Annotated in this window: 17 protein-coding genes and 1 tRNA gene; 6 read left to right on the top strand and 12 right to left on the bottom strand. The window is 71.5% G+C overall.

Annotated features, from left to right (window positions below; all coding sequences use genetic code 11):
• Positions 1–7 precede the first annotated feature (7 nt).
• Positions 8–688: a phosphotransferase gene (locus ACFW9O_RS05650; RefSeq protein ID WP_384605428.1), complete on the top strand. Its 681-nt coding sequence runs from the start codon at positions 8–10 to the stop codon at positions 686–688.
• A 50-nt stretch (positions 689–738) separates the two neighbouring features.
• On the opposite strand, the gene ACFW9O_RS05655 is transcribed toward ACFW9O_RS05650, so the two are convergent.
• The gene (locus tag ACFW9O_RS05655; RefSeq protein WP_384605431.1) at positions 739–1389 is read right to left on the bottom strand and encodes a response regulator; all 651 of its coding nucleotides are present in this window, start codon (positions 1387–1389) and stop codon (positions 739–741) included.
• A 7-nt stretch (positions 1390–1396) separates the two neighbouring features.
• Positions 1397–2686, bottom strand: a complete 1290-nt coding sequence (locus tag ACFW9O_RS05660) for a sensor histidine kinase (RefSeq protein WP_384605434.1) — start codon at positions 2684–2686, stop codon at positions 1397–1399.
• A gap of 132 nt (positions 2687–2818) precedes the next feature.
• Between ACFW9O_RS05660 and ACFW9O_RS05665 the strand changes: the two genes are divergently transcribed.
• On the top strand, positions 2819–3559 hold the full coding sequence (locus tag ACFW9O_RS05665) for an ABC transporter ATP-binding protein (RefSeq protein ID WP_384605438.1): 741 nt from the start codon (positions 2819–2821) through the stop codon (positions 3557–3559).
• A complete protein-coding gene (locus ACFW9O_RS05670) occupies positions 3553–6018 on the top strand; it encodes an FtsX-like permease family protein (RefSeq protein ID WP_384605441.1) in 2466 nt (821 codons plus the stop codon). Before ACFW9O_RS05665 ends, ACFW9O_RS05670 begins: the two co-directional genes overlap by 7 nt.
• A 12-nt stretch (positions 6019–6030) precedes the next feature.
• Here the strand turns inward: ACFW9O_RS05670 and ACFW9O_RS05675 are convergent, their stop codons facing one another.
• The 3 genes from ACFW9O_RS05675 to ACFW9O_RS05685 all read right to left on the bottom strand — a co-directional run bounded on the left by ACFW9O_RS05675 (position 6031) and on the right by ACFW9O_RS05685 (position 8044).
• On the bottom strand, positions 6031–6384 hold the full coding sequence (locus tag ACFW9O_RS05675; protein WP_384605444.1) for a hypothetical protein: 354 nt from the start codon (positions 6382–6384) through the stop codon (positions 6031–6033).
• Between the two features lie 139 nt (positions 6385–6523).
• The gene (locus ACFW9O_RS05680) at positions 6524–7408 is read right to left on the bottom strand and encodes a sulfurtransferase (protein ID WP_384605447.1); all 885 of its coding nucleotides are present in this window, start codon (positions 7406–7408) and stop codon (positions 6524–6526) included.
• 27 nt (positions 7409–7435) lie between these two features.
• The gene (locus ACFW9O_RS05685; protein WP_384605450.1) at positions 7436–8044 is read right to left on the bottom strand and encodes a hypothetical protein; all 609 of its coding nucleotides are present in this window, start codon (positions 8042–8044) and stop codon (positions 7436–7438) included.
• A gap of 276 nt (positions 8045–8320) precedes the next feature.
• Here ACFW9O_RS05685 and ACFW9O_RS05690 point away from each other — a divergent pair, with 276 nt between their 5' ends.
• Positions 8321–9595: a family 16 glycosylhydrolase gene (locus ACFW9O_RS05690; RefSeq protein ID WP_384605452.1), complete on the top strand. Its 1275-nt coding sequence runs from the start codon at positions 8321–8323 to the stop codon at positions 9593–9595.
• Between the two features lie 118 nt (positions 9596–9713).
• Positions 9714–10946, top strand: a complete 1233-nt coding sequence (locus tag ACFW9O_RS05695) for a beta-1,3-glucanase family protein (protein WP_384605454.1) — start codon at positions 9714–9716, stop codon at positions 10944–10946.
• Between the two features lie 9 nt (positions 10947–10955).
• On the opposite strand, the gene ACFW9O_RS05700 is transcribed toward ACFW9O_RS05695, so the two are convergent.
• Positions 10956–11819 (bottom strand): MBL fold metallo-hydrolase, encoded by an 864-nt coding sequence (locus ACFW9O_RS05700; RefSeq protein ID WP_384605457.1) that lies wholly within the window; start codon positions 11817–11819, stop codon positions 10956–10958.
• 48 nt (positions 11820–11867) lie between these two features.
• Here ACFW9O_RS05700 and ACFW9O_RS05705 point away from each other — a divergent pair, with 48 nt between their 5' ends.
• Entirely contained in the window at positions 11868–12293 is a 426-nt protein-coding gene (locus ACFW9O_RS05705; RefSeq protein WP_384605460.1) for a MerR family transcriptional regulator, read from the top strand.
• A gap of 135 nt (positions 12294–12428) precedes the next feature.
• On the opposite strand, the gene ACFW9O_RS05710 is transcribed toward ACFW9O_RS05705, so the two are convergent.
• The 6 genes from ACFW9O_RS05710 to ACFW9O_RS05735 all read right to left on the bottom strand — a co-directional run bounded on the left by ACFW9O_RS05710 (position 12429) and on the right by ACFW9O_RS05735 (position 22231).
• Positions 12429–12502: transfer RNA gene (locus tag ACFW9O_RS05710), tRNA-Thr, on the bottom strand.
• Positions 12503–12601: 99 nt separating this feature from the next.
• A complete protein-coding gene (locus tag ACFW9O_RS05715; RefSeq protein WP_384605463.1) occupies positions 12602–14131 on the bottom strand; it encodes an alpha/beta hydrolase in 1530 nt (509 codons plus the stop codon).
• A gap of 93 nt (positions 14132–14224) precedes the next feature.
• The gene (locus tag ACFW9O_RS05720; RefSeq protein WP_384605466.1) at positions 14225–15430 is read right to left on the bottom strand and encodes a DNA polymerase III subunit delta'; all 1206 of its coding nucleotides are present in this window, start codon (positions 15428–15430) and stop codon (positions 14225–14227) included.
• 206 nt (positions 15431–15636) lie between these two features.
• Positions 15637–18705: a dTMP kinase gene (gene tmk, locus ACFW9O_RS05725; protein WP_384605468.1), complete on the bottom strand. Its 3069-nt coding sequence runs from the start codon at positions 18703–18705 to the stop codon at positions 15637–15639.
• A gap of 193 nt (positions 18706–18898) precedes the next feature.
• Positions 18899–21751, bottom strand: coding sequence for a type I DNA topoisomerase (gene topA, locus ACFW9O_RS05730; RefSeq protein ID WP_384605471.1), 2853 nt, complete (start codon positions 21749–21751; stop codon positions 18899–18901).
• A 282-nt stretch (positions 21752–22033) separates the two neighbouring features.
• Complete coding sequence (locus ACFW9O_RS05735; RefSeq protein WP_351165684.1) at positions 22034–22231, bottom strand: hypothetical protein; 198 nt, start codon at positions 22229–22231, stop codon at positions 22034–22036.
• Positions 22232–22815 lie beyond the last annotated feature (584 nt).

Genomic DNA, 22815 nt, shown 5'->3' on the forward strand with positions numbered 1-22815 from the left:
TTCCCTCATGCACATAGGCCATCTGCTGGGCTCAGGACGCACCGCCGATGTGTACGCACTCGACGAGTCCTGGGTCCTGCGCCGCTACCGTGACGGCGCCGACGCCACCGCGGAACTGGCAGTGATGTCGTACCTGTCGGCCTCCGGGTTCCCGGTCCCGCGCATCGGTCCGCCGTCCGACCCCGCACTGTCCACGGATCTGGTGCTGCAGCGGCTGACCGGCCCGACCATGGCCGAAGCGCTGATGGCGGGCACGCTCACCGAGGCCGAGGGGGGCGAGCTGCTGGCACGTCTGCTGCGGGACCTGCACGCGATCCCGCCCCGGCTCTCCCAGGACCCCGAGGACCGGATCCTCCACCTGGACCTGCATCCGGAGAACGTGATGCTGACTCCGCAGGGTGCCGTGGTGATCGACTGGAGCACGGCCTGCGAGGGGCCGCCCGCCCTGGACCGGGCGATGTCCGCGCTGATCCTGGCCCAGGTGTCGCTCGACCCGTCGTTCGCCGCCGGTGAGCGCGTCAGGATCCTGCTCGCGACGATGCTGGCCCGGCTCGCGGACGAAGGCGGTGTCCCCTCAGGCGCCCTGGCCCGTGCCACCGCCCGGCGCGCGGCGGATCCTCGGCTCACCGCGCAGGAGTCGGCGGTGCTGGACGAGGCGGCGGAACTGGTCTCGGCGCTCGCGGGCTGACGGGGCCTCGGCTGCCCGTCGTCGCCGGGGTCCGGAACGAACGGTTCCAGCTAGGGGCTGCCCCGGAGATAGGCCAGCACGGCCAGCACCCGGCGGTTCGTCGCGTCCGTCAGTGAGAGGTCCAGCTTCGTCAGGATCGAGCCGAAGTGCTTGCTGACCGTGCCTTCGCTGACGGTCAGCGCCTCGGCGACCGAGGCGTTCGACCGGCCCTCGGCCATCAGGGCCAGCACCTCCTGCTCCCGCGCGGTGAGCCTGGACAGCGGGTCGCGGCGGTGTCTGAGCAACTGCCGCACCACCTCCGGGTCGACGACGGTGCCGCCGTCCGCCACCCGCTGGAGGGCATCGACGAACTCCTCGACGTTCCCGACCCGTTCCTTCAGCAGATAGCCCACGCCCCGGCCGTCGCAGGAGTCAAGCAACTCCTCGGCGTAGGCCCGCTGGACGTACTGGCTGAGGACGAGGACGGGCAGCTTCGGGCGGGTCTCCCGCAGGGCGACCGCGGCTCTGAGCCCCTCGTCGGTGAAGCCCGGCGGCATCCTCACATCCGTCACCACGATGTCCGGGGTGTGCGCGGTGACGGCCTCGGTGAGCTCGTCCGCGCTGCCGGCACCCGCCACCACCTGGTGGCCGAACCGCTCCAGCAGACCGATGAGGCCCTCTCTCAGGAGCACGCTGTCCTCGGCCAGCACGATACGCAGCATCAGACCCTCATTCGACCAGGTGGGCGGGGGAGCAGGGGGCGTCCAGCCGGAACACCGTCGGCCCGCCGGGCGGGCTGGAGATTAGCAGCTGACCGCCCACCACGGAGATGCGGTCGGCCACTCCCTGAAGGCCGCTGCCCCCCGACGTCCCGGCGCCACCGGTTCCGTCGTCCCGGACCTCGACGGTCAGGCGTTCCCCGTCGGTCCGGCCGGTCACCCGTGCCCGGCTCGCCCCACTGTGCTTGGCGACATTCGCCAGTGCCTCGCAGACCGCGAAGTACACGGCGGTCTCCACCGGTTGCGGAAGCCTGCCCGGAATCTCGAAGTCCATATCGACCGGCACGGCCGAGCGGTCGGCGATGTCCTCGACCGCGGCGGCCAGGCCCCGGTCGGTGAGCACCTGGGGATGGATGCCCCGGATGAGTTCCCTGATTTCCACGAGGGCCACCCCTGCTTCCTCGTGCGCCTTGGCCAGCAGGCTGCCCAGCGGCTCGGCGGGAGCTTCGAGCCTGGCCAGGCCGAGCGTCATCGAGAGGGCGACGAGCCGCTGCTGGGCACCGTCGTGCAGATCGCGTTCGATCCTGCGGCGCTCCGCCTCGAAGGCGTCGACGAGCCGCATCCGGGAGCGCCCCAGCTCCTCCAGCCGGCTGTCGAGCCCGCCCGGCCCGGCGGACAGCAGGACCCGGGTGAGCGCGGCGCGCGCCACGGCCGCCCACCCCAGCGGATAGGCGAACAGCGGCAGCAGCACCAGCCCGAGGAGCGCGAGCGCGAACGCCTGCGGATACGAGTCGGCCAGCCAGAGCTTCATGACCCGCACCTCCTCCCCACCGGTGACGGTGGCCATGACGAGGGGCGTCGCCAACAGACCGCCGCAGACGGCCAGTACGGCGCCTGCCACCAGACCCTCCAGGGGCCACAGCACGAAGGCGAACACCAGCACGTACCCGAACTCCCGCCAGGTGGCCCGCTCCCGGAGCCGGATGCGCAGCCAGGCCGCCAGGCCGGTGCGCTCGGGCGCGCGGTGCGGATCGGCGAGGGGAACGGGGTCGATCAGCAGCAGCCTGCGCCGTTCCACCGCGGCCACCGGAATGCCGATGAGGGCGAGCATCAGCAGGAGCAGGATGCCGACGATCACGAGGGTCAGCGCGCTGCCCACCACGGCAAGCAGCACGACCGACGCGAGGAGGCCGGCACCGATCGGAACGCTGCTCAGCAGGTAGAGCGCCGCGCACCAGGGCCGGCTGCCCAGGAGGTAGCGGGGCTGCCGAAGGGCCTGCCGGAGGGTGAGGGAACTCATGAGCGCACCGTAGACAGCGCGGGCCGGGTGCCACCACCCTCCTGGCAGGGGGCCGGAGGTGGAGCTGGCTCCACCCCCAGGACTCCTCCTCGCTGCGATGTGCGCGCCGGACTCCGCCGGTTGACTCGAAGCATGAAGAACCAGCCAACTGCCGTCCGGCTCGACTCGGTCACCCGGTCCTTCGGGAAGCCTTCCGAGGCGGTCACCGCCCTCGACGCGGTCAGCCTGACCATCCCCCGGGGCTCCTTCACCGCGATCATGGGCCCGTCCGGCTCCGGGAAGTCGACGCTGCTCCAGTGCACGGCCGGACTCGACCGCCCGACGGCCGGCCGGGTGTTCCTGGGGGACACGGACCTGACCGTACTGAGCGAGAGAAAGCTGACACTGCTGCGCCGCGAGCGGATCGGCTTCGTCTTCCAGGCCTTCAATCTGCTGCCCGCGCTCACCGCGGAGCAGAATGTGGCGCTCCCCCTCCGGCTGGCGGGCCGCAGACCCGCACGGACCGAGGTACGCGCGGTCCTGGAACGGGTCGGCCTGGGCGACCGGGCGCGGCACCGGCCCGGCGAGCTGTCCGGCGGACAGCAACAACGCGTCGCCCTGGCCAGGGCCTTGGTCACCCGCCCCGAGGTGCTCTTCGCCGACGAGCCGACGGGCGCGCTCGACTCGCAGACCGGCCGCGAGGTCCTGACGCTGCTGCGGGCCATGGCCGACGCCGGCCAGACCGTGATCATGGTGACGCACGATCCGGTGGCCGCCTCCTACGCGGACCGGGTGGTGTTCCTGGCCGACGGTTCCGTGAGGGACGAGCTGGACGACCCGGCGGCCGAACAGGTCGCCGCCCGTATGACCGCCCTGGCGGTGGTCCCGTGCTGACCCTGGCACTGCGCTCGATGCGCGCCCGCTGGGTCACGTTCGTCGGTTCCTTCGTCGCACTCGCCCTGGGCGTCGGACTGATCGCCATGACGGGCCTGGCACTGGCCGCCACGTTCGACGCCCCTGAGCGCTCCCCCGAACGGTTCGCCGCCGCCCCGGTGGTGGTGCGCCCCTCGGAGACCCTGCGGGTCGCCACGCCCGTCGGGGACCGTACCGCCCGGCTCTCCGACCCCCGGCCCGTACCGGGTTCTCTCGCCGCCGCGCTCAGCGGTCTGGGCCGTACGGCCGAGGACCGGACCTTCCCGGTACGGCTCGCCGGGAAGAGCCTGACCGGCCACCCGTGGTCCATCGCCGCCGCCACCCCGTACCGCCTCACCGCGGGCCGTGCTCCCCGGACCGCCGACGAGATCGTCGTGACGGCGGGCGGCGCCCCGGTCCCGCGCATCGGTGACCGCGTCCGGGTCTCCGCGCCGGGTCACACCCGGGTACGGACGGTTGTCGGCACGGTGGCTGACGCGGGTTTCGAGACCGCGGTGTTCCTCAGCGATGCCGAAGCCGCCCGTATCCACCCGGACATCGACGCCGTGGTGGTGCACGCCGACGCCGACGCCGTACGTGCGCTGACCGGGTCCGTTCCCGGCATGAGCGTCCTCACCGGCGACGACCGGCGCCGGGCCGACCCCGATCCTGACCGGGACAGCGAGGCGCTGACCGCCGTCAACGCGATGCTCGGAACAGCGGCCGGCATCACCGGCTTCGTCTCGGTCTTCGTCGTCGCCTCGACGTTCTCCTTCACGGTGGCCCAGCGCAGGAGGGAGTTCGGGCTGCTCCGCACCGCGGGAGCCACCCCGGGGCAGGTGCGACGCATGGTCGTCGCCGAAGCCTGCGTGGTCGGTGTCCTGGCCGCTGCCGCGGGCTGTCTGCTGGGCGAAGCGGCCGCGCCGCGGCTGGCCGCATGGCTCGTCGACGAGGGTCTCGCCCCCGCGTGGTTCGCCATCGGGGACGCGAACTGGCCGCTGCACACCGCCTTCTGGACAGGACTCGGCGTGGCACTCACCGGAGTGGTCGTCTCCTCGCACCGGGCAGGGCGGATCCGGCCCGTGGAGGCGCTCCGCGAATCCTCTGTGGACAGCCGGCCCATGCCGACGAGCCGCCTGCTGCTGGGGGCGGCGGTCCTGCTGACCGGCCTGGGACTGCTCTGCTGGTCCCTGCTGACCGACCCGGGGGACGTACTGAAGCGGAAGACGTACATCCTGCAGCCGCTGTGGCTCATCGTGGGCTCCGCCCTGCTCGCCCCCCTGTTCCTGCGCCCGCTGACCCGCCTGGTCACCTGGCTGCCCGCCCGGCTCCCCGGCGCCACGGGCATGCTCGCCCGGCAGAACGCCTCCACCTCGATCCGCCGCACCGCGGCGGTCGCCGCACCCGTCCTCGTCACCGTGGCCCTGGCCGCCTCGCTGCTGGGTACCGTGGCCACGATCAACCAGGCCAAAGCCACCGAGGCAGCGACGCAGACCCGGGCGGACTACGTGGCCGGCGGGGACGGCCCGCTGGACCCGCGCTTCGTGCAGCGGGTACGGAGCATCCCCGAAACGGTGAGCAGCGCCTCCCGTTCCACGTCCGTCACCGTCCTGGAGGAGGGCACCGCCCTCATCAGGTCGGACGCCAGGGCGGTCGATCCGGCCGCCCTGGCCGCGACCGCGCACCTCCCCGTCGTCTCCGGCCGCATCGGCGACCTCGACGACGGCTCCATCGTCGTCAACGAGGAATGGGCGACCCGCACCGTCGGCGACCGGGTGAGCGTCTGGCTGGGCGACGGCAGGAAGGTGTCGCTGCGTATCGCGGCGGTACTGCGGGTCGGCACGGGGAGCAACGGCGTGTACGTGACCCCGAAGAACGCGGCGGGCGCAGCCGTCGACCGCGTCGACATCGAACTCCTTGCCGGAGCGAACCGTTCCACCGTCCGCGCCCAGCTCGGGCAGACCGGCCGGGCCACCGGCACCCCGGTCCTCACGAAGGACGCCTGGATGGCCACGCACGACCCGGGAACCAGCGGCAACACCCGTGCGGGCCTGCTGCTGATCCTGGGTATCGCCCTTCTGTACACAGGCATCGCCCTGGCGAACACCCTGGTCATGGCCACCTCCGACCGGACGCGCGACCTGGCGGTGCTCCGTCTGACCGGCGCCACGAAGACACAGGTCGTCGGACTGGTCACGGCCGAGGCGCTGATGGTGGTCGCGGTGGGCACCGTCCTGGGCGGCGCGGTGGCCGGGCTGAACCTGTTGGGCGTCAAGGGCGCACTGGAACTGCTCACCGTGAGCTCCCAGGTGATCGTGCCCTGGGCCGGCCTGGGAGCCGTGGCGGCCGCGAGCGCCGTACTGGCGACGGTCTCCGCCGTTCTGCCCGCGCTCGCCGCGATGCGCACCCGGCCGGTCGGGACGGCGGGCACCCGCGAGTGACCCGGTGGCGGTTCAGCTGTTGAGCGCGTACGCCAGTGTGATCACCGGGAACGGCCACACCACCGCGCCGAGCAGGGCCAGTCGGCCCATCGGGGTCATGCGGCGCAACGGAGGGGACCGGTACAGGCCGGTCAGCAGGGCAGCTCCCGCAGCGAGCACACCGGCCGCACCCAGCAGGAACGACGTGGGGGACTCACCGGAGGCCGCGCCCCAGAGCGCCGCCATCAGGACCAGGAAGCCCAGGATGCCCAGGGCGGCGAGGGGTACGCACCAGATCAGAGCGACCAGGACGACCTGCCGGGTGGATGCGGGGCGGGGGCGCGCCACGGGCGGAACGGGGGAGCGGGCGGGGAGTGCGGGGAACATGCGCGGCTGCCTTTCAGCGCTGCGGAGTACGTGTGCCCACCCTGCGGGATGCGGCCCCGCCGACGCATGCGCGCACGTACTCAGCCGCGCGGTCCACGGCACTCATTCCGCAGCCTCGACGCGCCCCGGCAGAACCGCTCTACTCGCCCGTCACGACCGGCAGTTCCGACGGCCGGCCCCACTCGCTCCACGAACCGTCGTACACGGACACCGCGCCGTATCCGGCGAGTTCGGCGCCCAGCGCCAGGACACAGGCGGTGACACCCGATCCGCAACTGACGACCAGGCGTTCCCGCTCCCCCACCAACGCACCGAAGGAGGCACGCAGTTCGTCGGCCGGAAGCATCCGACCGTCGCGCTGGATCTCCCCGAAGGGCAGGTTCAACGCACCCGGCATATGGCCCGGCCGGAGCCCCGGCCGCGGCTCGGCCCCCGTACCGGCGAACCGCTCCCGGGAACGCGCGTCGAGGACGGCGGAACGCGGGTCCACCAAGGCGGCCACCACCGCACCACTGCCGACCAGCATTCCGTCGCGCGGGCGGGCGGTGAAGTCACCGACAGGCTCGGCGCCTCCCTTCATGCAACCCGCCCCCTGCGCCTTCTCCGCCCTGTCGACCGGAAACCCGGCCGCGGTCCATGCGGGCAGGCCACCGTCCAGCACCGCGACCCGGTCGAAGCCCATGGCCCGCAGCATCCACCAGGCGCGGGCACTGGAGTAGATCCCGGCGGCGTCGTAGACGACCACGGTGTCCGTGCCGTCGACCCCCAGAGCGCGCATCTCCTCGGTGAAGCGGCGGGCACCGGGCATCGTGTGCGGCAACGACCCGGCACCGTCGGACATCGCCCCGTCGATATCGAAGCGCCGCGCCCCGGGAATCCGCCACCCGGCCCCGCGGTGCGCACCCACCGAGGCGTCGAGGACCACGAGGTCCGCAGCCGCGATCCGCGCCGCCAGCCAGTCGGCGCCGACGAGCGGCCCCGGCAGGCTTCCGGCGTTATCGGCCGTTCCCGCGTCGTCGGTCATGCCCGTTCTCCCCCTGGCCGTCCGTCGTCAGCTCCCGTCCGCCATGCGTATCAGCCTGACCACGCGCAGCAGATCGCGATGACGAAAATACGTGGCCGCGTCATCCTGGTGGGCGGGCGGCTCCATACCCCGCTCCAGTGCGACGGCGCAGGCTGCCAGGCGGGCCCGCTCCCGCTCCCCCGACGCCCCTTCGGACTCCAGGCAGTCGGCGGCACAGAGATCCACGGCGCGGCTCAGCCCGTCGGTGAGCCCCGCGCTCCTCAGCCGTACGCGCCAGTGGCCCACGGCGTGCAGCGCCGCCTCGCGCCGCGCGCCGTACCAGTACTCCGGGCTGTTCGGATTGCGCTCACGGGGGCCCGGGGTGCGGAGCCCGCGCCGTTTCGCCCCTGCCCGCTCCTCCGCGTACGCCCTCAACTCCAGCTGCCACGCGGCTCTGCTGGCCTCGATCACGCCCAGAGCTCGCAGCAGGGCGTCCTCGTCCGTGCGGAAGGGACCGGCCTTGTGCGCGAGATAGCTCACCGTCGCCTCGAAGCCGATCGGCCGGTACAGCTGCACGCAGGAACGGAGCGAGACCACCCGGCGCCCGTACGGCAGGGAGGAGTCGCGGACCTTGCGTGCGAAGTTGGTGAAGCCCATCCACGGGAGGCTAACCGGCCCTTCGGACTTAAGACCGAATTAAAAGCGCCTTAAGCGATCCGGGCTTTGTGACGCCCTCTCAAGTAATAGCAGGTCAGGGCGATTTCATCGTTGAAACCACAGTTGGCCGAGCCGGGGCATCTGCGTACCATCAGGCTCCGTCGGCGGCGAACACCGCAGGACGAGAGCGCTCTCAAAACGCTCCCGCGCGCACTTCCGCACCTCCCCCGCCGGCTCCGCGTCCTGCTCTTCCCCACAGAAAAGGGTACGTAGCCCATGGCCGCTCACCGCTCACCCAGATGGTCACTCGGCGGACTGGTTCTCCTGCTCTCCGCCGCGCTCTCCGCCGCACTCCTGATCACCACGACCGGGCCCGCCGCCACGCGGGCCAACGCCGCCTCCGCCGCCGCGCAGACATGGTCCGACGAGTTCAACGGCGCCGCGGGCAGCGCGCCGGACGCCTCGAAGTGGACTCTGGAGACCGGAGGTTCGGGCAACGGCAACAACGAACTGCAGTACTACACCAACAGCACCCAGAACGCGTCCCTGGACGGCAACGGGAACCTCGTCATCACCGCTCGCAAGAGCAGCGGCTCCGGCCTCCAGTGCTGGTACGGGGCCTGTCAGTACACCTCCGCACGCCTGAACACGGCGAGGACCTTCACGCAGGCGTACGGCCGCTACGAGGCCCGGATCAAGATCCCGCGCGGTCAGGGCATCTGGCCGGCCTTCTGGATGCTCGGCGACGACCTCGGCAGTGCGGGATGGCCGAACAGCGGCGAGATCGACATCATGGAGAACGTGGGCTACGAGCCCAACACCGTCCACGGCACCATCCACGGCCCCGGTTACTCCGGCGGTGCCGGCATCGGTGCCTCGTACAGCCTGCCGGGCGGCAAGGCGTTCGCCGACGACTTCCACACCTTCGCGGTCGACTGGAGCCCGAACGCCTTGGTCTGGTCGGTGGACGGTCAGACCTACCAGACCCGCACACCCGCCGATGTGAACGGCAACAAGTGGGTGTTCGACCACCCCTTCTTCATCATCCTGAACCTGGCCGTCGGCGGTAACTGGCCGGGCAGCCCGGACGGTTCCACCGCCTTCCCGCAGACCATGACCGTCGACTACGTACGGGTCTCCACCTCCGACGGTTCCGGCGGCGGCACGGGCAAGACCGGCCCGATCAAGGGCATCGGCGGCATGTGCGTCGACGTCGCGGGCGCCTCGAACGCCGACGGCACCCCGATCCAGCTGCACGGCTGCAACGGCGTCGACGCCCAGAAGTGGACCCTGGGCACCGACGGAACGGTGCGCGCGCTGGGCAAGTGCCTGGACGTACAGGGTGGTTCCACCGCGGACGGTGCGGTCGTCCAGCTCTACACGTGCAACGGCACCGGGGCCCAGAAGTGGGTCCACACCCAGGCCGGCGACCTGACCAACACCGGGGCGAACAAGTGCCTCGACGCCAAGGGCGGTTCCTCGGCCGACGGCACCCGGCTCCAGATCTGGACGTGCACCGGGGCAGCCAACCAGAAGTGGACCGTCGGCTGACCCTCGGAGTCCCGACCCCCGCACACCCCTCGGGGGCCGGGTCCCCGTACCCCCCTCTCGGGGGGCCGGCCCCCACACAACTCCCCACACGCACACGCACGAAGGCGAGAACCCTCATATGACCCCCCGCCACCAGCGCAACGTCTCCCGCCGCAAGCTGATCACCGCTCTTGCCGGAGCCGCTGTGGCCGTCCCCGCCATCGCCGTGATCGCCCCGCACGCCCTCGCCACGGTCGACTCCGACGACCCGGCCGACTCGGCCGGCACCGGCACGAAGGCCACGTCCGCCGGGGCGCTCCCGCTGACGATCGTCAACAACTCCGGTTCGTTCGCCAACTCCTCGGTGTTCGTCTACATCGTCGGCAACCTGGACGGCAAGCAGGTCCGGGTCACGCCCGAGGGCACCCTGGCTCCGATATCCCTCTCGGACAACGGCGCGGACGGCTTCACCGACTACGCCATCGCCCTGTCCGGCAGCGGCGAGACGAAGCTGTCGCTGCCGTACATGTCCGGCCGCATCTACGTCGCCCTGGGCGACCGGCTGAAGTTCAAGGCAGTGGCGGACGGCAACGGCAACGCCGCCCTCCAGTACCCCGCGGGCTGGGTGACCTCCGACCCCAACTACTCCGTGCTGCACGACTGCGCGGAGTTCACGTACAACTCCTCCGGGATGTTCTGCAACACCACCATGGTCGACATGTTCAGCGTCCCCATGAGCATCGGCCTGACCGGCGCCAAGGACCAGACGACCGGCACCCTGCGCGACGGCGGACGCGAACGGGCCTTCGCCGCTGTCAGGGCGATCCCCGAGTTCGCACCCCTGGTGGTGGCCGACCGGCGCATCATCGCCCCCGGACACGGCCTGGACGCGGGAATCTTCGCCAAGGACTACTTCGCCCCGTACATCGACGAGGTGTGGAGCACCTACACGGGCAGGGACCTCACCGTGACCACCAACGCGGGAACCTTCACCGGCCGGGTCCGCGGCGACAAGTTCGTCTTCGGCGGCCCGGCATCGGTCTCGTTCAGCCGGCCGACCACCCGCGACGTGCTCTTCTGCGACGGCAACCTGGCCGCCCCCAACGACGGCACCACCGGCCCGGTCGCCGCCGTCCTCGGCGCGGGCTTCAACCGCTCCACCCTGATCAGCAACCCGTCCCAGCCCACCACGGACCCGGCCGCCTTCTACCGGTCGTCACGGCTGACCAACCACTACTCGGCGGCCATCCACGCGGCAACCCAGGACGGCAAGGCGTACGGCTTCGCCTTCGACGACGTGGCCGACTTCGCCTCGTACATCCAGGACACCGCCCCCACGGGGGCACGACTGACGCTGACACCGTTCCAGTAAGGGGGCGGCTCAGCCGCGCTGTGCGCCGGGGTCGAGGATCGGAACCGGTCCCGCCCCGGCTCCCGGCGCGACGCCATCGCCGTAGCGGGCCAGTTCCCACGGGTCGTGTGCGGAGAAGACCTCGACCTGGTCACCATGGTCGCGGACCAGCTCGCGCAGCCGGGCCTGAGTTCCGAGCCTCAGATCGCCATGCACCTGTGACTGCGTCTGAACGATGTCCAGCAGGGGGTGGGGTTCCCTGGGGTGCCCGATCTCCCGGTGGTAGTAGTAGGCGTCGCCGCAGTGGAGGAGCCAGCGGTCACCGTTCTGTACGGCGACCCCCGTGTGGCCGGCGGTGTGACCGCCGAGAGGGACCAGTTTGATCTCCGGCGGCAGCCCCTTCGGCTGCAGTGCGGTGAATCCGAACCACTGCTCGCCAGGCTCGGGATCGTAAGTGATCCAGCGGGGCTCGTGTGCCCAGTGAGCAGGGCGATAACGGAAGTTGGGCGCCTCGGCGCGCGCGGCCTCGAGTTCGGATGCGAGCACGTGGACGTGGGCGTCGGGGAAGTCGGGAAGACCTCCGCTGTGGTCCACGTCCAGGTGGGTGACGAGGATGTGCCGCACGTCGGACGGCGCGTACCCCAGCCGGGCGATCTGCCGGACGGCGGTCTCTTCCTCGTCGAGCACCGGTTGTGCCATGTCGACCCAGTCGGTGCCGAGCGTACCGGCCGGGTCCCGGACGTTGCCGAGGCCCAAGCCGGTCTCGACCAGGACCAGTCCGTCGACGTCGGTCTCGATCAGCAGACAGTGGTTCACCGCGGGTGCGGGCTGCGGGCCGTCGTACGTGGCCTCGATCGTCCGGACCGATCCGCAGTTCAAGTGATGAATCTTCATGGCGCCTAGACTGCAACTTGAACCGCGATTCAAGTCAAGGGAGACGTGGTGGACGAACCGTTGCTGGACATCGCCGAGGTCGCACGGTCGTCAGGGCTCGCACCCTCCGCTCTGAGGTTCTACGAGAAGAAGGGCCTGATCGCTGCCGCGGGCCGCAACGGCCTGCGCCGTACGTACCGTCCGGACGTACTGGAACGCCTGGCGCTCATCACCTGCGCGCGCAGCGCCGGACTCTCGGTCGCCGAAATCGGCCGCTTCCTGGTGGCGCGACCGTCCGACGCGGCACTGCGCGTCCGCATGGCCGCCAAGGCCACGGACCTCGACGAGCAGCTCGGCCGGCTCACGCGACTGCGCGACAGCCTTCGGCACGCGGCCGTCTGCGACCACGAGCCGATCGTCGACTGCCCGGACTTCAAGCGGGCCATCGGCAATGTGTCCGCACCGGCGATCGACACGAGCGGGCCCGCCTTCTGACCACCGCTCGCGGTGGACCGCCCTGGACTCGAGTGGGCCGGGAACAGCAGCAGCCCGCGCCGCCCGGAGGCGTCACCGCGTCCGGAAAAAGCAAAAGCCCCAGGTCACGGCGAGTGAGTCCTGAGGCTTCTACAGAGCCGCCTTCGGGATTCGAACCCGAGACCTACGCATTACGAGTGCGTTGCTCTGGCCAACTGAGCTAAGGCGGCACCGCTCTGTCGCACCATGGTGCGGTCAGCAGCGACGCCAAGTCTACACAGTTTCGAAGGGTGCTCCGCACCGCCCGCCCCCGCGGCCTTGTCCGCAGGTCAGGAGCACTTCTTGCCGTCCTTGGGCGGGGTGCCTTCGAGCAGGTACGTGTTGATCGCCGTGTCGATGCAGTCGCTTCCCCGGCCGTACGCCGTGTGCCCGTCGCCGTCGTAGGTCAGCAGGGTTGCGGAGGAGAGCTGGTCGGCGAGGGACTCGGCCCACTTGTAGGGGGTGGCGGGGTCGCGTGTGGTGCCGACCACAACGATCGGGGCGGCCCCCTCCGCCTCGATGCGGTGCGGGGCACCGGTGGCGTCGACGGGCCAGGAACCGCAGTTCAGGGCGGCCCAGGCGAAGCCCCTGCCGAAGACCGGGGATGCCTTCTCGAAGGCGGGGACGGCCTCCGCGACGGCTCCCGGGCCGGAGAAGGCTGGGGGCAGGTCGAGGCAGTTCACGGCGGCGTTGGCGAACATCAGATTCGCGTACGTGCCGCTCGGATCGCGCTCGTAGTAGCTGTCGGCCAGGGCGAGGAGCCCGGAGCCGTCACCGTGCTGGGCCCCGGCAAGGGCCTCGCGGAGCTGCGGCCAGGCCGCCTCGTCGTACATCGCGGCGATCACACCCGTGGTCGCCAGGGACTCGCCCAGCTGCCGGGTCTCACCGGTCGGCACGGGATTCGCGTCCAGGTCGGCGAAGAGCTTCTTCAGTGCGGTCGCCGCGTCCGCTGCGGACGTCCTGCCGAGGGGGCAGTCCGGCTGCTTCACACAGTCGGCGGCGAAGGACTGGAACGCCGCCTCGAAGCCGGCGGTCTGATCGCGGTTGATGTCGACCGCGGGGAGCGAGGGATCCATCGCCCCGTCCAGGACGAGGCGGCCCACCCGGTCGGGGTACAGCTCCGCGTAGGTCGCGCCCAGGAACGTGCCGTACGAGGCGCCCACGTAGTGCAGCTTCTCGTCGCCGAGCAGGGAACGCAGGACGTCCATGTCACGCGCCGTCTCGACGGTGGAGACATGCGGGAGCACCTTGCCGGAGTTCTTCTCGCAGCCGTCCGCGAACGCGCCGAAGGACTTGCCCAGCTTCGCGATCTCGGCGTCGCCGTCGGGAGTCTGGTCCACCTGCGTGTACGCGTCCATCTCCTTGCCCGTCAGGCACGTGACCGGCTCACTGCGTGCCACCCCGCGCGGGTCGATCGCGACCATGTCGTACCGGGCACGGACCGGGGCCGGGTAGCCGATGGCCGCGTACCCCTGGACGTAGTCGACGGCCGAGCCGCCGGGGCCGCCCGGATTCACCAGGAGCGATCCGATCCGCTTGCCGGGGCCGGTGGCCTTCTTCCGGGAGACGGCCAGCTTGATGTCTCCGTCATCGGGCTTCTCGTAGTCCAGCGGCGCCTTCATCGTGGTGCACTGGAAGCCCTCCACCCCGCAGTCCCGCCAGCGCAGCTTCTGCCCGTAGTACGGCTCGAGGTCCTCCGGCACAGCCGATCCGGTGGCCGACGCACTGGGCGCCGAACTTCCGCTGCTGCAACCGGAGACGAGGAGGCCGGCAGTGCCGAGCGCAGTGGCGAAGATGTGGAGCAGGCGCCTGGAGTCCATCCCCGGAGCGTAGCCGCCGGGTGATGACTCAACCGATTCCCTACTCATACGGGTGAATTCGCGCACCCTCAGGACTGTCCGCGGGCACCAGCATCAGCCCGCCCGCAGCGCCATCGTCATCGCCTCCACCGCGAGCAGCGGCGCCACGTTACGGTCCAGGGCCTGGCGACAGGCGATCACGGCCTCTATCCGGCGCAGGGTGCGCTCGGGGCCCGAGGACTCGGCGATCCGCTCGAGGGCGTCCCGCACATCGGTGTTGGAGAGGGCGATCTGCGAACCGAGCTGGAGCGCCAGGACATCGCGGTAGAAGCCGGTGAGGTCGGTGAGCGCCAGATCGAGGCTGTCGCGCTGTGTACGCGTCTTGCGGCGCTTCTGCTTGTCCTCCAGCTCCTTCATCACCCCCGCCGTGCCGCGGGGCATCCGGCCCCCGGCGACGGCGCCGAGCGCGGCCTTCATGTCCTCGGTCTCCTTGACGTCGACCTCCTCGGCCACCTGCTTGGCGTCGTCGGTGGCCGTGTCGATCAGCTCCTGGGCCGCTTTGAGGCAGCCGCCGACGTCATGCACGCGGAGCGGGAGCTTCAGAACGGCGGCGCGGCGGGCGCGGGCCCGCTCGTCCGTCGCGAGGCGTCGTGCCCGGCCGATGTGGCCCTGCGTGGCGCGGGCTGCCGCGGCGGCCCGCTCGGGGTCGATGCCGTCGCGCCGGATCAGCACATCGGCGACGGCCTCGACCGGGGGCGTACGAAGTGTGAGGTGGCGGCAGCGCGAGCGGATCGTGGGCAGCACATCCTCGAGCGAGGGCGCGCACAGCAGCCATACCGTGCGGGGTGCGGGCTCCTCGACCGCCTTCAGCAGGACGTTGCCCGCGCCTTCGGTGAGGCGGTCCGCGTCCTCCATGACGATGACCTGCCAGCGGCCGACGGCCGGGGAGAGCTGGGCGCGACGGACCAGCTCACGGGTCTCCTTCACGCCGATGGAGAGCAGGTCCGTGCGGATCACGTCCACGTCCGCGTGCGTACCGATCAGCGAGGTGTGGCAGCCGTCGCAGAAGCCGCAGCCCGGTGCCCCGCCCAGCGCCCGGTCCGGGCTGGTGCACTGGAGCGCGGCGGCGAAGGCACGGGCGGCGGTGGACCGTCCCGAGCCCGGCGGCCCCGTGAACAGCCATGCGTGGGTCATCCTCGACCCCGGGGGCACCGGCTCCCCCGCGGAATTGGCGGTGACCAGCGCATCGGCGTCCCGGGCGGCGGCAGCGAGCTGCTCCTGCACTCGGTCCTGTCCGACCAGGTCGTCCCATACGGTCATGGGTCACCGCCCTTCCGGTGGTGTGGTGCGGGGAAAGCCGGATTCCCATTGTGCGGGAAGGGTCTGACAATCCTGACTTTCCGGCTTCCGCGCATTGACGGCTCCGGGGCCCGGGGCCCGGACGGCCCGGGGCCCGGGCGCCGGACGGCTCCCCGGCTCCCGGGCTTCACGGTCTCGCGGTTCCGGTCTTCGGCCCCGCCCTCCCGTCAGCGGCGCGGCCGGCGCCCGTCCCGCCCTGAGGTGCCCGGGTCGTCGTCCTGGCCGCCGAGCAGTTCGTCGGCAAGAGACGGCAGATCGTCGAGCGGCGTCTCTTCCGCCCAGTCGGAACGAGGACGCTTCTTGGCGCCCGTACGGCCCTGCGCGGCACGCCCGGCCTGCGGGTCGTCGCTGACCTGGGGCAGTTCGCGGGTGCGCTCGTTCTCGTTCTCGCCGGGCGAGGCACGGCGCTCGTCACGGAAGACACCCGGCGGCACCCGGTCCGCCGGGTCCTCGTCCCGCACGGGCGGCAGGACAGCGGTCTCGTCCGCGTCACGGGCCGGGCGGGCCGACGGCTGGGCGAGCGGGACCGGCTGCGTGATCTCGTTCGGATTCACGACCGGGGTCGGAACCGTGAGCTCGTTGTCCGGTGCGGGCGGTGCGGACCGCTTCCTCGCGGCCTCGTCCGCCTCGGCCCGGGCAGCCTCGGCCTCCGCACGGGCGGCCGCCTCGGCCTCGGCACGGCGGCGGGCCTCCTCGGCCCGTACCAGCGCGTCCTCCGCCTTGCGCTGCTTCTCCAGGCGCAGCTCCTCCGCCTCCTGGCGCAGCCTGGCCTCCTCCTCGGCCTGCCTGCTGAGCCGCGCCTGCTCGGCCTCGCGCACCCGCTCCTCGGCCTCGAGGCGGGACCGCTCCTCCTCCGCACGGCGACGGGCGTCCTCGGCGCGCCGGCGGGCCTCCTCGGCCTGGCGCTCGGCCTCGTGCCGGCGCGCGTCCTCCTCCTCGCGGCGCCTGCGCTCCTCCTCCTCGGCACGGAGCTTGGCGAGCTGTGCCTGCCGCTCGCGCTCCAGCCGCTCCTCCTCCGCCTTACGGGCGGCCTCTTCCTCGGCCTTGCGCCTGGCCTCCTCCTCGGCTGCCCTGCGCGCCTCCTCCTGAGCCCTGACCTCGGCCTCGGAGAGCGGGAGGAGCCGGTCGAGCCGGTGGCGTACGACGGTGGTGATCGTCTCCGGCTCCTGGCCGGCGTCCACCACCAGGTACCGGGACGGGTCGGCCGCGGCAAGGGTGAGGAAGCCGGACCGTACCCGGTTGTGGAACTCGGCCGGCTCGGACTCCAGCCGGTCCGGCGCCTCCGTGAAGCGTTCCCGCGCGGTCTCCGGGGCGACGTCCAGGAGCACCGTCAGATGCGGTACGAGACCACTCGTCGCCCACCGCGAGATCCGGGCGATCTCGGTCGGGGAGAGGTCGCGGCCCGCGCCCTGGTAGGCGACGGACGAGTCGATGTAGCGGTCCGAGATGACGATCGCGCCGCGCTCGAGCGCCGGGCGGACGACCGAGTCGACGTGCTCGGCGCGGTCCGCGGCGTACAGCAGGGCTTCGGCCCGGTTCGACAGTCCGGCCGACGACACGTCGAGCAGGATCGAACGCAGCCGCTGGCCGACCGGGGTGGCCCCCGGCTCGCGCGTCACGACGACCTCGTGGCCCTTGGCCCGGATCCATTCGGCGAGCGCTTCGACCTGAGTCGACTTCCCGGCCCCGTCGCCGCCCTCCAGAACGAGGAAGAAGCCGTCGGCAGCAGGCGCGACCGCGGGGTCGCCGCCACGCAGCGCCTCCCGCAGATCACGGCGGAGCGGCACCCCGGAGCGGTCGTCCGTCCTGGCGAGGACGATCACGGCCACGGGAAGCAGCAGGGCGCCGATGAGCATCAGCGCGAACGCGGCGCCGCCGTGGGCGAAGACGAAGTCGCCGGAGCCCAGCCGGTGCCGGCCGATGGCGGCGGCGAGCAGCGGCCCGCCCACCGCGCCGAGCGCGACCAGCACCCGGACGACGGCCTGGAGGTGTTCGGTGCTCCTGGCCTGCCGGAACTCCTCGGTCTCCTGCTCGACGATTACGTGCCCGACGTGCGCGGCGACACCCGCCGAGTAGCCGGCCAGCAGGGCGATCAGCAGCCCGGTCGCCGTGTCCGGCACCAGGCCGAGCGCGAGGAGCGCGATGCCGGTGACGGCCGTGGACAGGGCCAGCAGCCTGCGCCGCGACAGGGCGGGCAGTACCTTCTGCGCGGTACGGATTCCGAGCGCGGTGCCGCCGGTCAGGACGAGGATCAGGAGCGCGAAGGTGGCGGGTCCGCCGCCCAGGTCCGCCGCGTGCAGTACCGAGACGGCCGCGGCGGCGGAGATGGCCCCGGCGACCGCGGCGCATGCGGCGACGACGAGTGGCGCCGTGCCCGTGCGGCCCTTGTCCGGTCCCGTACCGGTGGTCGGCCTGCGCAGGCCCTCCAGCGGGGAGCGCGGGCGGGGCGTCGGAATGCCCGGCAGTTCGAGGAAGTACAGGGTCGAGATCGAGGCCGAGAAGAGGCCCGCAGCGACGTACGAGCCGAGGGCGGCCTGGTGGAAGGAGAACCAGTCGAGCCCCGACCCGAGCAGGTTGCCGACCAGCGTGGCGACCACGAGGACGGCCGCGGCCGCGGGGATCGCGAGGAAGTTCGTCCGCAGGGAGAGCCTGCGCAGTGCGTCGAGGTGGTCGGGCAGGGGGCGCACCGTGGCGCCCTCGGGGGGCGGAGAGGGGAGCAGGGCGGGGGCCGCGCTCTCCTTCGCCACCGTCCACAGACGCTCTCCGACACCGGTCACGAAGACGGTGATCAGGATCATCATGAGCGCCCTGTCCGGCATCCAGTCGATCCACAGCGGTGCGACGACCAGCAGGGCGAGCCGCAGCCCGTCCGCCCCGATCATCAGCCAGCGGCGGTCCACCGGACCGCCGGGCGCCGTGAGCGCCGTCAGCGGCCCCAGGAGTACGGCTCCGAAGAGCACGGTGGAAATAATCCGGGCACCGAACACGGCGGCGACGGCAAAGGCCGCCCCGCGGTATCCGGAGCCGAATGAGCCCTCAAGGACCGCCGCCTGCAGCGACAACAGCACAAGCACAAGAACGGCGAGTGAATCGCCGATACTGCCGACGAGCTGGGCACTCCACAACCGCCGGAGCGGGGGAACACCCAAGAGGGCTCGTACGGCGCGCTCGCGTGAGTCTGCGGCAAGTGTGTCGGAGGTGGGGCTCACGACCGGTAGCTGCTCGGCTCGCGTCATCCGCCCAGCCTATCGGGAGCGGTGCGGTGCTCGGGGGCCGCGTCCGAACATACGGCCGCCGGCCGCGGGCCCAGGGGCGCTCACGGTGGGCCCGGCTCACGGTGGGCCAGCCCACCGCCCGGACCCTCCACAGCACGATCTGCCTGACCCCCAGGAGCTGGAGATCCAGCTCCTGGGGGTCAGGCAGCGCGAATCAGTCCTCCGAGGACGACGACGCGGGGGCGGTCTTCTTGGCCGTGGCCTTCTTCGCCGTCGTCTTCTTCGCCGCGGTCGTCTTCTTCGCCGCGGTGGTCTTCTTCGCGGCCGCCGTCTTCGTCGCGGTCGCCTTCTTCGCGGGCGCCTTCTTGGCCGGGGCCTTCTTCGCCGTCTTCTTCTTGGCGGGTCCCTTGGCGCGCTTCTCCGCGAGGAGCTCGTAGCCGCGCTCCGGCGTGATGTCCTCGACGCTGTCGTCGGTCCGCAGCGTCGCGTTCGTCTCGCCGTCGGTGACGTACGCGCCGAAGCGCCCGTCCTTGACGACGACCGGAGCACCGCTCACCGGGTCCGTGCCCAGTTCCTTCAGCGGCGGCTTGGCGGCGGCCCGCCCGCGCTGCTTCGGCTGGGCGTAGATCGCGAGTGCCTCGTCGAGCGTGATGTCGAAGAGCTGGTCCTCGGACGTGAGCGAGCGCGAGTCCGTCCCCTTCTTGAGGTACGGACCGTAGCGGCCGTTCTGCGCGGTGATCTCCACGCCCTCGGCGTCCTCACCGACGACCCGGGGCAGCGACATCAGCTTGAGCGCGTCCGCCAGCGTCACCGTGTCCAGCGACATGGACTTGAAGAGGGAGGCGGTCCGCGGCTTCACCGCGTTCTTGCCGGTCTTCGGGGTGCCCTCGGGCAGCACCTCGGTGACGTACGGGCCGTAGCGCCCGTCCTTGGCGATGATCTGGTTGCCGGTGACCGGGTCCGCACCGAGCTCGAAGTCGCCGCTCGGCTTGGCCAGCAGCTCCTCCGCGTACTCCACGGACAGCTCGTCGGGTGCCAGGTCCTCCTGCACGTCGGCGCGCTGGTGCCCCTCGGAGTCCTTCTCGCCCCGCTCGATGTACGGGCCGTACCTGCCGACCCGGAGCTTGATGTCGTTGCCGACGGGGAAGGAGGAGATCTCCCTGGCGTCGATCGCACCGAGGTCGGTGACGAGCTCCTTCAGGCCGCCGAGGTGGTCGCCGTCGCCGTTGCCCGCGTCGGAGGCCGCTCCCGCACCGGCCGCGCCTTCGGCACCGGCGCCGAAGTAGAAGCGCCGCAGCCACGGCACGGACTGGGCCTCGCCCCGCGCGATGCGGTCGAGGTCGTCCTCCATGCGTGCGGTGAAGTCGTAGTCGACGAGCCGGCCGAAGTGCTTCTCCAGCAGGTTGACCACGGCGAACGAGAGGAACGACGGCACAAGGGCCGTGCCCTTCTTGAACACGTAGCCGCGGTCCAGGATGGTCCCGATGATCGAGGCGTACGTCGACGGGCGGCCGATCTCGCGCTCTTCGAGTTCCTTGACCAGCGAGGCCTCGGTGTAGCGGGCCGGCGGCTTGGTGGCGTGGCCGTCGACCGTGACCTCGTCGGCGGTCAGCGCGTCGCCCTCGGCGACCTGCGGCAGGCGCCGCTCGCGGTCGTCGAGCTCGGCGTTCGGGTCGTCGGCGCCTTCGACGTACGCCTTCATGAAGCCGTGGAAGGTGATCGTCTTGCCGGACGCGGAGAACTCGGCGTCCCGGCCGTCGCTCGCCCGGCCGCCGATCTTGACGGTGACGGAGTTGCCGACGGCGTCCTTCATCTGGGATGCGACGGTCCGCTTCCAGATCAGCTCGTACAGCCGGAACTGGTCGCCGGTGAGACCGGTCTCGGCCGGGGTGCGGAAACGGTCGCCGGACGGGCGGATCGCCTCGTGCGCCTCCTGGGCGTTCTTGACCTTCCCGGCGTAGACGCGGGGCTTGTCCGGGAGGTAGTTCGCCCCGTACAGCTGCGTGACCTGCGCCCGGGCCGCGGAGATCGCGGTGTCCGAGAGGGTCGTGGAGTCCGTACGCATGTAGGTGATGAAGCCGTTCTCGTACAGCTTCTGCGCCACCTGCATCGTGGCCTTGGCCCCGAAGCCCAGCTTCCTGCTCGCCTCCTGCTGGAGGGTCGTGGTGCGGAAGGGCGCGTACGGCGAGCGGCGGTACGGCTTCGACTCGACGGACCGTACGGCGAACGTGGAGTCGGCGAGCGCGGCGGCCAGGGCACGGGCGTTCGTCTCGTCCAGGTGCAGCGTCTGGGCGGAACCCTGCTTGAGCTGTCCGTCGGAGCCGAAGTCGCGGCCCTGCGCGATACGGCGCCCGTCGACCGCGCTGAGGCGCGCGGTCAGCGTCGAGGGGTCGGACGCGTCACCGGTGCGGCCGGTGGCGAACGTGCCGGTGAGGTCCCAGTACTCGGCGGAACGGAAGGCGATGCGCTCGCGCTCCCGCTCGACGACGAGGCGGGTGGCGACGGACTGGACACGGCCCGCGGAGAGCCGCGGCATGACCTTTTTCCACAGGACCGGCGAGACCTCGTAGCCGTAGAGGCGGTCGAGGATACGGCGGGTCTCCTGGGCGTCGACCATGCGCTGGTTCAGCTCGCGCGGGTTGGCGACGGCCGCCCGGATCGCGTCCTTGGTGATCTCGTGGAAGACCATCCGGTGGACCGGGACCTTGGGCTTGAGCACTTCCTGCAGGTGCCACGCGATGGCTTCGCCCTCGCGGTCCTCATCGGTGGCGAGGAAGAGTTCGTCGGATTCGGCAAGGAGCTGCTTGAGCTTCCTGACCTGGGCCTTCTTGTCAGCATTGACGACGTAGATCGGCTGGAAGTCGTTCTCGACGTCCACGCCGAGGCGGCGGACCTCACCGGTGTACTCGTCGGGCACCTCGGCGGCGCCGTTCGGCAGGTCGCGGATGTGCCCGACGCTCGCCTCGACGACGTATCCGGGGCCGAGATAGCCCTTGATCGTCTTCGCCTTGGCAGGCGACTCGACAATGACGAGTCGGCGGCCTGCGGTCTCGCTGGTCGGGGACAACTTCGCTCTTCTCTCCGGTCGGCACTCGTGGGGCATCCGGGCAGCGCAATGACGCTGCTCGCGGTGCTGTCGCTGCGGAGTGTGACGGTACAACCCGCCCCCGTGTCAAACGGCAAAAGCCCGCAACGGCCACTCGAACGGTAACCCGACTTCCGCCATTCCTGCCGCCCGGACTGCCCGGTCCGCGCTTCGCACCACTGCCGCCTGCGGGTTTCGAGGTGCCGTCGAGGTGCCTGCGGAGCGGTGGCAGAGCCGGTGAGTCGGCCCTGCCGGCGGTCTGGATCAGATGCGGGTGAAGCACCACACGCCGAGGAGGAGGAAGAGTACGCCGAAGAGCGTGGCGAGAGCGGTGGAGGCGACAGGGCTCACACCGTGCGCCACCGGCGCACGGTGGATGGTGCGCGCCCCGGTCCAGATCAGGAGGGCGGCGCCGAACAGCGCGAATGCCGATCCGGCGAAGACCGCTGTGACGTTCTCCATGCCCGTACCCCTCAAGCTCGTCGCATCGGCTGTCGCACGGCTACCAGGTACCAGCCACGCGCTGAGGGGACGGTGCCACGCCGGGGCGTCGCCGATGCGAACCCCGGGTGAACAGCACGCTCCGAAGGCGGGGAGCGGAGCCGGAGCGCACCACCCGCCCGAGGAGCCCGCGGTCCGGGCCGCCGCCCGCAGTCGGCAGGAGCAGTACGGATCCGGCCACCTTCGACACGAGGAAGGCATCCCGCAATCGGAGCCCGTGCGACCCCGGGGCCGGTCCTGACGCCGAGCAGCCCGCAGGCGCGGCGAGCAGGACGGTGGCCGGGCCCGGCAGCACCCCGAGCGGAATCCGTGGACCGGGCAGGAGCAGGGCGGCCGCGCTTGTGAAGAAGCTGGTCAGAAGGCTGTTGAGGCATACGGAAAGGGGCGGCCGAGTCGGAGCGGAGCGCGGGGGCGTGGACTGGGAGGAGCGCGCCGGGGTGACGTACCGGCTCTCATCGGCGATGGCCACGTGCCACCGGAGACGCGTGCTGTGGAGGAGCGATCACGGGGTTGCCGAGCAGAAAGAACCGGTCGTCGGAGACCGC

It is taken from the genome of Streptomyces sp. NPDC059499 (assembly GCF_042749285.1).
In the GTDB taxonomy this organism is placed as follows: Bacteria; Actinomycetota; Actinomycetes; order Streptomycetales; family Streptomycetaceae; genus Streptomyces.

Coding starts and splice junctions, on each gene's coding strand:
- ACFW9O_RS05650 (WP_384605428.1), top strand. CDS start 8: ATGCACATAGGCCATCTGCTGGGCTCAGGACGCACCGCCGATGTGTAC.
- ACFW9O_RS05655 (WP_384605431.1), bottom strand. CDS start 1,389: ATGCTGCGTATCGTGCTGGCCGAGGACAGCGTGCTCCTGAGAGAGGGC.
- ACFW9O_RS05660 (WP_384605434.1), bottom strand. CDS start 2,686: ATGAGTTCCCTCACCCTCCGGCAGGCCCTTCGGCAGCCCCGCTACCTC.
- ACFW9O_RS05665 (WP_384605438.1), top strand. CDS start 2,819: ATGAAGAACCAGCCAACTGCCGTCCGGCTCGACTCGGTCACCCGGTCC.
- ACFW9O_RS05675 (WP_384605444.1), bottom strand. CDS start 6,384: ATGTTCCCCGCACTCCCCGCCCGCTCCCCCGTTCCGCCCGTGGCGCGC.
- ACFW9O_RS05680 (WP_384605447.1), bottom strand. CDS start 7,408: ATGACCGACGACGCGGGAACGGCCGATAACGCCGGAAGCCTGCCGGGG.
- ACFW9O_RS05685 (WP_384605450.1), bottom strand. CDS start 8,044: ATGGGCTTCACCAACTTCGCACGCAAGGTCCGCGACTCCTCCCTGCCG.
- ACFW9O_RS05690 (WP_384605452.1), top strand. CDS start 8,321: ATGGCCGCTCACCGCTCACCCAGATGGTCACTCGGCGGACTGGTTCTC.
- ACFW9O_RS05695 (WP_384605454.1), top strand. CDS start 9,714: ATGACCCCCCGCCACCAGCGCAACGTCTCCCGCCGCAAGCTGATCACC.
- ACFW9O_RS05700 (WP_384605457.1), bottom strand. CDS start 11,819: ATGAAGATTCATCACTTGAACTGCGGATCGGTCCGGACGATCGAGGCC.
- ACFW9O_RS05715 (WP_384605463.1), bottom strand. CDS start 14,131: ATGGACTCCAGGCGCCTGCTCCACATCTTCGCCACTGCGCTCGGCACT.
- ACFW9O_RS05720 (WP_384605466.1), bottom strand. CDS start 15,430: ATGACCGTATGGGACGACCTGGTCGGACAGGACCGAGTGCAGGAGCAG.
- tmk (WP_384605468.1), bottom strand. CDS start 18,705: ATGACGCGAGCCGAGCAGCTACCGGTCGTGAGCCCCACCTCCGACACA.
- ACFW9O_RS05735 (WP_351165684.1), bottom strand. CDS start 22,231: ATGGAGAACGTCACAGCGGTCTTCGCCGGATCGGCATTCGCGCTGTTC.